The organism is Paenibacillus forsythiae T98 (assembly GCF_000520735.1).
In the GTDB taxonomy this organism is placed as follows: domain Bacteria; phylum Bacillota; class Bacilli; order Paenibacillales; family Paenibacillaceae; genus Paenibacillus_AQ; species Paenibacillus_AQ forsythiae.
In genome coordinates this window covers 1-1,288 of record NZ_ASSC01000506.1, presented here as the reverse complement: position 1 = coordinate 1,288, position 1,288 = coordinate 1, and the positions used below count along the sequence as shown (strand labels likewise).

The following is a 1,288-nucleotide window of genomic DNA, read 5'->3' as shown; positions in this document are numbered from 1 at the left end:
GCAGCCAAGCGGCTGGAAGCCGCCGATCCCCTGCGTGAATGGGCGCCGCTCCTCACCGCTCCTCACGGGGCGCAGCCGGACATTACGTTCTTCCAGCTGGCGGACTGGACCGCCGACCGGGACGATGCCGGCAGCGTGCTGCACGGGCTTCGCCAGCATATGGCCGGGCTCAGAGCGGCGATTGCTTCATCGCGGGAGGAACTGGAGCGACTGTACGAAGAGAATGTGGACCGTCTGCCTTTCTCCAGGGTGCCCCTTATGGACAAGCGGACGGTTCGGAACTTTATTCATTATTTGTTCGCCGAAGGCTATGGCGCAAGGTATGAGCTGCTGCTGCTGGAGAGCGAGCTGGCGCTGTGCGCCCGCCTTGAAGCCGGGCTGGAGTCGCTTCATTCCGCAAGCGTCAAGCGGGTGAGGGTGATGGAGCGGCTGGAGGAGGAGCTTAAGGCTGCGGCGCTGGACAGCATCGGCCAGGCCGAAGGCGATATTGGACGGAACATTATGGAATACTACCGCGCCGTGACGGATGAAGTGATCGGCGAGATCGAGGCCCGGCGCGGTCCCGGCGCCCTGATGGGCGAGCGGTATATGGGAAGCCTGCCGGATCTGCTGGACCAGGGCTTGGATAAGGTGCTGGAACGGCTGATTGTAGTATGCGGCCGGGAGATTCTGACGGCGGAGCCCTTTGCGCTGTCCTTTGAGGAGGAGCTTCTGCGGCGGGCGAATGTCGCAGCGGCGTACGACAACCGGGAGGTATTATCGAAGGAGGAGCTGTTCCGGCGTCTGTACCGCTCGCTTGAAGAGGAGGCGGCCATCCATGTCCGTCTCTTCGAGTATACGCAGGAGCACCGGCATGAGGAGAAATACTTCTTCGGCGACAGCGGCTCGGAATTTCTGCGCTATGCGCTGTCCGCCGATGAGACGACGCGCGTCTACAGGCTGGGCTGCGTGCATGAGCGGCGGCGCAGCGGCGTGGAGAAGCTGAATCTGATGGGCGGGTTCCATCTGGAGGACCTGCTCTACTACCGGAACGGCCGGATCTATTACGAGACTTATGCGAAGAACGGCTACGAACTGCACGGTGTAGACGAAGAGTCGCTTCCCGCTCTGCGCTAGGGAGGCTTCCCGAAAGGATGATGAATCAATGCAACGAAAATTGAATCTGCTGCTCCTCTTGTTCAGCCTGATCGGCGGAGCGGCCGCTTTTGTCATCGGCGAGCTGCTGCTGGGCCGCCTGCTCGGTTCTTGGCCGTCCATCCCGGTCGTTGGCCTCTATTTCGCCATTGTG

1 pseudogene is annotated in these 1,288 nt (G+C 61.6%); it reads left to right on the top strand.

What is annotated here, in order from left to right:
* Positions 1–1,116, top strand: a pseudogene (locus tag L692_RS32850) (transcription initiation factor TFIID); the annotation flags it as partial.
* Between the last annotated feature and the right edge of the window lie 172 nt (positions 1,117–1,288).